General features: G+C 57.0%; 6 protein-coding genes and 1 pseudogene. 2 read left to right on the forward strand and 5 right to left on the reverse strand.

Annotated features, from left to right (window positions below; all coding sequences use genetic code 11):
- Nucleotides 1–144: 144 nt before the first annotated feature.
- Nucleotides 145–1461, forward strand: a complete 1317-nt coding sequence (locus tag GVI59_RS15355; RefSeq protein ID WP_173575015.1) for a CNNM domain-containing protein — start codon at nucleotides 145–147, stop codon at nucleotides 1459–1461.
- 12 nt (nucleotides 1462–1473) lie between these two features.
- Here GVI59_RS15355 and mutL read toward each other — a convergent pair whose 3' ends face one another.
- Nucleotides 1474–3351, reverse strand: coding sequence for a DNA mismatch repair endonuclease MutL (gene mutL, locus GVI59_RS15360; RefSeq protein ID WP_173575016.1), 1878 nt, complete (start codon nucleotides 3349–3351; stop codon nucleotides 1474–1476).
- An 80-nt stretch (nucleotides 3352–3431) separates the two neighbouring features.
- Here mutL and GVI59_RS15365 point away from each other — a divergent pair, with 80 nt between their 5' ends.
- Nucleotides 3432–3905 carry a YaiI/YqxD family protein gene (locus tag GVI59_RS15365; protein WP_173575017.1) on the forward strand — a complete coding sequence of 158 codons (474 nt, stop codon included), beginning with the start codon at nucleotides 3432–3434 and terminating at the stop codon, nucleotides 3903–3905.
- Nucleotides 3906–4051: 146 nt separating this feature from the next.
- On the opposite strand, the gene GVI59_RS15370 is transcribed toward GVI59_RS15365, so the two are convergent.
- From GVI59_RS15370 to GVI59_RS15380, 4 genes and pseudogenes are all read right to left on the reverse strand, one after another.
- Nucleotides 4052–4702 (reverse strand): YoaK family protein, encoded by a 651-nt coding sequence (locus GVI59_RS15370; RefSeq protein ID WP_173575018.1) that lies wholly within the window; start codon nucleotides 4700–4702, stop codon nucleotides 4052–4054.
- Nucleotides 4702–5871, reverse strand: coding sequence for an oxalate decarboxylase family bicupin (locus GVI59_RS15375; RefSeq protein ID WP_173575019.1), 1170 nt, complete (start codon nucleotides 5869–5871; stop codon nucleotides 4702–4704). Before GVI59_RS15375 ends, GVI59_RS15370 begins: the two co-directional genes overlap by 1 nt.
- A 300-nt stretch (nucleotides 5872–6171) precedes the next feature.
- A pseudogene (locus tag GVI59_RS19465) lies at nucleotides 6172–6302 on the reverse strand (IS5/IS1182 family transposase); the annotation flags it as partial.
- A gap of 404 nt (nucleotides 6303–6706) precedes the next feature.
- A partial coding sequence (locus GVI59_RS15380; RefSeq protein WP_173575020.1) for a LysR family transcriptional regulator substrate-binding protein occupies nucleotides 6707–7635 on the reverse strand: 929 nt, incomplete at its 5' end.

Consider the following 7635-nt stretch of genomic DNA (forward strand, 5'->3'; position numbering starts at 1 on the left):
ACAGGTAAACAGCAGACCGGCATTGCATAAAAACGACATCGCCTTTGAAAGTATGCTGGAACTTTCCTGCGTTGACGCGATATACACCAGCATCAGGCCGCGCTTGACCAAGGCACGGCTCCCATAAAAACATCGGTTGATCCCGTGCTGCTTCTCCTGATGGGCGTCCTTGCCGTCGTCCTGCTGATTGCCATCAACATCCTCATTTCTCTATCAGAAATCTCGTTCGCCGCCGCGCGCGACGTCCGCCTACGATCCCGTGCCGAAGCCGGTGACGAACGGGCGACAGCCTTCCTCGCCATGCGCCGCAACAGCGGACAGGTGATGACGGTGCTTCAGATTCTTCTGAACGCCGTGGGAATCCTCGGCGGTATCGTCAGCTCCGACATGCTGACCCCGCCCCTTTCAGACATTTTCAGAAGCTGGGGACTCAGCAACGCCTCCGCCGACAGTCTCGGCGCGACAGTCAGCTTCATATTCATCACCGGCACGTTTGTCGTTTTCGCCGATCTGCTCCCCAAGCGTATCGCCATGAACGCGCCGGACCGGATCGGCCTCGCCATCGGATGGTTCCCCTCCACGGCGCTCCATCTGCTCTATCCGTTTGTCTGGGTCTTCTCCAAGATCTCCGACGCGCTGCTCCGCGCCCTGAAAATACCGGCCGCCTCCGCTGTCGAGCCGGTCACGCCGGAAGATCTGCGCGCCATCCTCGCGGCAGGCACCGCCTCGGGCGTGCTGCTGGAGCAGGAACATCTGATGATCCAGAACGTGCTGGGCCTTCAGGACCGCGCCGTCAGCTCCGCCATGACGCCCCGTGACGAAATCGTCTTTCTCGATGTGCAGGAAACGCCGGACACCCTGCGCAACAAGGTCCGCCACGACTCCTATTCCCGCTATCCGCTCTGCAATGGCGGCCTTGATCACGTCATCGGCTCGGTGCGGATCGAGGATATTTTCGTCGCCTCCGCCGATGAAAAAGGCGCTCTGCCTCTCGGTCGTCTGCGCCGCGATGTGCTGTCCGTCCCGGAGACGCTCAATCTGTGGGATACACTCGCCCAGTTCGATGCCCACGGCGCAGGCTTTGCGCTGGTCATCAGTGAATACGGGCTTGTCGTCGGACTGATTACCTTCAAGGACATCATGGGCGCGCTGATGGACGGACTGGCGACCCCGTTCGAGGAGCAGCTTATCGTTCAGCGTGACGAGAATTCATGGCTGATCGACGGCGCAGCCCCGATCGGCGACGTCATCCGTGAACTCGGCATCGCCGATCTGCCTGACAGCAACTCCTTCGACACGATTGCAGGCTTTGTCATGCACCGCCTGCGCCGGATGGCCCGCAAGGCGGATCACACGGATGCTTCCGGCTTCCGTTTTGAAGTGGTCGATGTCGAGGGTTTCCGTATCAACCAGCTGCTGGTGACCCGCCTGCCCCGTACGGAAGAACTCGAAGCAACCTGACGGTTTCACGCTTTAACGACGACGGAACAGCAGTTCCAGATCGTTGCGTGTCAGTCTCACCCATGTCGGGCGCCCGTGCGAACAGGTGCCCGCACGCGGCGTTTCCTCCATGCGACGCAGCAGCGCGTTCATCTCCGGTATGGTCAGGCTACGCCCCGCCCGGATGCTGCCATGACAGGCCATGCGGGCGATCACCGCATCCAGCTTTGCATCCAGAGTGGGTGTTTCCTCGATACTGGCGAGGTCATCCGCATCCAGCTCTTCCGCCAGATCCCGTAACAGATTCACGGCTGAGGCATTGCCGAGCAGCGCAGGCAGAGACCGGACGAGTACTGCGCCAGCGCCAAACGGCTCCAGATCAATACCCAGTTTCGACAGCGCGTCGGCGCGCGACACCAGCAGGTCCGCCTGACTGCGGGAAAGCTCCACCACGTCCGGCACCAGCAGGCGTTGGGCGCGGATGGTGCCGGAGAGGAACTGCTCGCGCAGAACCTCATGCGTCAGACGCTCATGAGCGGCGTGCTGATCCACCAGCACCATGTTGTCATCGGCGGTCACGGCGATGATGTAGGTGCTGAGCACCTGCGCCACCGCCGCACCGAGGGGATGATCTTTCTCCGGACCAGCGACTGGAGAAACCGAATAAGCCGGCGGATCATCTGGCCGCAAAGGGGGATCTGGAAACTGATTTCCAGCCTCCCGTCCTTCCGACATCATAGCCGGACGGTCTGAAACAGGCTGCTCCGGGGCAAAGGTTCGTGCTGCGGGTTGGGCACCCAGTGCCAGAAACGGCTCGGCAAATCCCTCCGAGCGTGGGGCTGCCGGCGGATAGACGATCCGTGCCGGACGGGGCGCGGAAAAGCCGGGCCGCACACCAGCCGTTCCGGCTCCCAGCCCAAGAGCACGCGTGATGGTGCCGATGACCAGCGAACGCACTCCGGCCTCATCGGCGAAACGGAGTTCCGTCTTGGCGGGATGGACGTTCACATCAACCTGCTCATAAGGCAGGGACAGGTTGATGACCGCAACGGGATGGCGACCGGACTCGATGACGCGCCGGTAGGCGACGCGGATCGACGTGCGGAGCAGCGGATCGACCACGGCGCGACCATTGACGAGCATGAACTGTCCGGCCGTCGTCGGCCTGTGGACGGACGGGCTGCACGCGAAACCGGACAGCTTCATGTCGCCGCGCACACCATCCAGTTTCAGCAGGCCGTCCGCATCTTCGATCCCGAGCAGCGCCGCCGCCCGCGCTTCCAGCGTTTCGGCTGGGCGATCGAGGATGGTGCGTCCGTCCACTTCCATGAAAAACGCCACGTCGGGAGCCGTCAGCGCCAGACGACGGACCGCCGCTTCCGCATGCGATCCCTCCACCCGTGCGCTCTTGAGAAACTTCCGGCGGGCGGGCGTGGCGAAGAACATATCCTCCACCAGAATCGAAGTGCCCTTTTCACCCGAACAGGGCTCTGGAGGGGAAATCTCACCTCCCGCGACATGGATGCGCCATGCGCAGTCACTGTCCGCCTTGCGGGAGGTAATGGTCAGACGGGCCGCCGCTCCAACAGACGGCAGAGCTTCGCCCCGGAAACCGAGCGTGGCGATCCGCACCAGCGTCTCATCGGACAGCTTGGACGTACAGTGGCGTTGCACGGCCAGCGCCAGTTCATCGGGCGTCATGCCGACACCGTCATCCGTGACGACGATCCGGTCAGCGCCGCCGTTGACAATGGCGACCCGAATGCGCCGCGCCTGCGCATCCAGCGCGTTTTCCACCAGTTCCTTGAGGGCTGCGGCAGGACGCTCGATCACCTCACCGGCGGCGATACGGTTGATGACGGCGTCGGAAAGCCGACGCAGGACGGGCTGGAAAGGAACGGGTTCGGACATGCTGGGAAGAGTCTAGCCCATTCGGGGCAGTGACGGAATCACGCTTTACCTCCTCCGCGCAATAAGGCACGACGAGGCTCATGACCCGTATCTATATTGATGCCGACGCCTGTCCGGTTAAGGACGAAACTTACCGTGTGGCAGGCCGCTACAAGCTGTCCGTCGCTGTTGTGTCGAACCGCATGATCGTCATCCCTGACTCGCCGCTGATCGAGCGCGTCATTGTGGAAGCCGGGCCGGATGTCGCCGACGACTGGATCGCTGAGCAGGCGCAGGAAGGCGACATCGTTGTCACCGGCGATATTCCTCTGGCGGCGCGCTGCGTGGAAAAAGGCGCGAGCGTGATTGACTCGAAGGGAAAGATATTCGACGCCAACTCCATCGGAATGGCGCTCGCCATGCGCAATCTGATGACCGATCTCCGCTCCGCCGGAATGGAGACGCCGGGGGGAGCCTCCTTCAGCAAGCTCGACCGTTCACGTTATCTCTCCGCGCTCGATACGCTGGTGGTGCGCCTGCGGAAACCACGCTTTCGTATCCCTGTCGCGCCATAGGACGTGTCGCCCGTTAGCAGTCTGTTCTCCCGATCCCTGTGATGTTTTCACCCGTTTCCGGAACGTGCAGCCAATGGAAACCGGAGACTTGTAATCAGGGAACGAGTGGGGCGGATTGCGTCAGCTGCAGGTAATCATCACCCCCATCATACCTGCTCCGGCCAGAGGAAAAACAGGCCGATCAGCAGCGGCACCGGAACCAGAAAGAACCCCGAAGTCGCCCCGCGCGCAAAAACCGACAGAAAGGCTCCAGCAATACACCCGGCCCAACCAAGTCCCGGCAGCAATGAAGCCAGCGAAAACTCTCTCTTTCCTCGCCAGATCCCACAGAGAAACTCCGCAATATTATCAGAGAATTTTACAATATTATTGGTAACAACAATCGTCTGCACGGAAATACCGGAAAAGCGTGAAAGCGCCTCGCCCTGCATCGCCATCGCAACCGCCAGCAACAGCGTCTCAATTCGAGCACTGCCGCCTGTTGCATGAGACCAGTGGACGCCCTGAGCCAGAACCAACAGTCCCGCCATCCACAGCCACTCATGCCGGTATGCCGGCAAAGCCCGCCGTAGCAGACTCGCCGCCAGCGCTCCGGAAAAAAACAGTCCCAGAACCGTGCCGATCGCACCTGCTCTGGCCAGATCCCGGTCGGCCAGGGAGATCCCGAAGGCGGTCGAATTTCCTGTCATCGCGGCCGTGAAAATGCCGTGGAGTTCAACATACCCCACGGCATCCACATACCCCGCCACAAGACTCAGCGCGAGAACGCGCAGGGCCGAACGTATCAGCGGTGTCATCAGACGATCAGCGGTTTGTCCTGCCGCAGCTTCGACAACGTTTCATCGTCAAGATTGAGATGTTCCTTCACCATCTGACGCGGCGACAGGCCCAACCACTGATTGGCCGAGAAATCAGCGAAGTGATCGCTCTTGAACGCTTCCAGAAAAACCATCGGCTCATCACCGATATTTTCCAGATAATGCCCCATCCCGAGCGGCACATAACCCACATCGCCCGCACAGTAATCGAAGGTTCGCGCCTTCCCACCCGATGCGAAAACCGTCATGCGCGCACGGCCACGAACGAAATACTGCCACTCGTCATTGTTCGGATGCCAGTGGAGTTCGCGCATCCTCCCCGGTTCCACAACATTAATTGCAGCGGCAATGGTCGAGGCCGCCGGAAAGTTACGGGAATCGACAACCCGCACGGTTCCGCCAGCAGCTTTCGCAGGCTCCTGCTTCAAAAACCGATGCGTATACCGGATCTGCGACGGACCCTGCGGACATTTGATTGCATCTTCCTTTGCAACCGTCGGTTCGGTTCCATTGAAGATCCAGCGCGTTTTTTCCACATCCGTTGGCAGATTGGCGAAAGCGGATTCCGGCACACCGAAATTCTTTGCGAGAATACGCCGGGGCGTATGCGCGAACCAGTCGCTGATCAGGAAAGTCTCGTTTTCAGAAAAATTCGCGTCATCAAAAACAAGAAGGAATTCGCATCCCTCATCGCCAAGCCCCTGAATGGAGTGAGGAATCCCGGCGGGAAAGTTCCAGATATCCCCGGCTTCGACATCATCAACAAAAGGATGTCCGCTTGTATCCAGCGCCGTGACCCGCGCTTTCCCAGCGATCATGAAACCCCATTCAGCTTCCTTGTGATAATGGAGCTCTCGATACCCGCCTGGTTTGAGCCGCATGTTCACTCCCGCAAGCGTTGTAGCCACCGGAAGTTCGCGAATGGTAATCTCACGCGCCCAGCCACCGGAACCAAGACGATTGCGGGCGTCGGCATAAGAGAATTTCAGATTGGGAATTGTCCCCGCATCCGTGTCCGGTGACGCCAGCAGATCGGGAACCTCGCGTTCACGTGGAAGATTGCGCGGTCCAAGAATGCTCGCCCCACGATCACCGCGAACGGGTTCCGGGGCCTCACGTTTTGAGCTGGTCCAGGGAAGGTCTGCCATTGGGGTATTTCCTGCCTGATGTGAATTGCGACAAAATATGTCACGAGTAGGAGTGAAGCATTGATGTCCATCAAGAATGCTGTTTATGGTTGAATACTCACAAAAATGTGAATATTCACGAAGGTGATATACTCACAGCAAGAATATGATTAATTTTATCAAATATATAAATTATATTTAAAAATTCTCGAAGCAGTTATTCTTATAAATAGACGGATTTTGTGGGTAGAGTAAAGAGATATGTCCGTTTCTGACAATGAAAGCAACAATACGGACAACTCTTTATGGAAGCACCACTGTCCGATTGACGAAGATGCCTCCGCTCAATATGCAGAGTTCGTCAACCTGAGCTGTGCCATGGCTTTTCGGGAAAAAGGCCGCAGACGCACTACCTGTTCGTCTGTCAGCCAATGCAGGTCGCCATCTTCAATCCTTTCACGAAGCCTGAAACAGATTTGAACGAAAGTCTGCGTCTGACTGTCGCCTCCACGCCTCGCCATGACGATCCTGCTGACGTATTGTTATCCTAGAACATACCACGATCTGGAATAGTATGCGGATCAGACTGGATATTTTTTATCGCATTGTACACAGATTGCCTGTTGTTTGCTTGCTCTGCCATATCCGCACATCCTGAGAGACCCAGAAGGATCGTGACAAATGCGGCAATGCAGCACGCGTGTTTGCAGTTTCTAAAGACCATTTACGTTCTCCAAAGTAAAAACCCTATATGCGCTCCATAAAAGAAGTGCATACTCTACGTTTTTCGAAAAAAGTTGGGTGTCCTACACTTTTCCGATCAGAATCAAAAAGTATATTGCTCCCTAATTTATTTTTATTTCTCTGTTTCAACCGGAGTCAGACAGGATTTTTCAATGGCATGAGCGTAGTCGATTGCGACAGCAGTGTCCCAGGCACGAGATGCAAAAGTCGTTATCGGTTCGTCCTTCATCCTGCAAAGACCAATGGAACCTGGTGAGAACCCCTGAAGAGCCCGCTTTTGCAGCTTTTGTTCACCTGATATGCGCAAGGGAAAAGAGGCGATGGGAAGTATCGTTACGACATTACCAAGCATCAACTCGGCGTGTATGAGTTCCAGAGAATCTGATTCCATCTGTACATTGGGAGTAACACCAGCGATTTGAAATCCGGTATCAATCAATTGCCGACAATGCATACCTTTTGTCAGTAATGCCAACGGAAGAGTCGCTGCTTCTTCCCAGGTGATTTCCGGTTGAAGCGGAAGCTCAAAATCATCTACGGCAGCCAGAACCTGATATTCCGCGTAAAGTGTACGCACCTCGAACGAATTGGCCTGAGGCATTTGATCCGTGTACATAATGCCGAAATCAATTTCCTTTGAAATCAACTTCGAAATGATGTCTTCATTTGGAATGACCTGTACGGCACTGGCGCATGGTCCGGCATGTTTCCTTATATCCTGCAGGATCAGGGGAATAAGATGAACTGCCGTCGGAATGACGCCAATACGTATGATTCCGGAAAGCCCCTGCCTTGCCAAGGAAGCATCCTGACGCAATTCCGTGATCCCACGCAGAATATCGTGAGCCCACCGGATAACCCGCTTCCCTTCTTCTGTAAGCGTAAATGCTTTTCTCTTTCGTTCAACAATCGTTACGCCCAAATCCGCTTCAAGCTGGAGACCCGCAAAAACCGGGTAATTTCTGGCGAAGCGGGCTGGCTTTATGACGTCGAGGTTGCGGGGCGCACCAAGGGTATCATTCGGACCGATTTCCACGATGC

The sequence above is a fragment of the Acetobacter sicerae genome, assembly GCF_011516765.1.
GTDB classification, from domain to species: Bacteria; Pseudomonadota; Alphaproteobacteria; order Acetobacterales; family Acetobacteraceae; genus Acetobacter; species Acetobacter sicerae.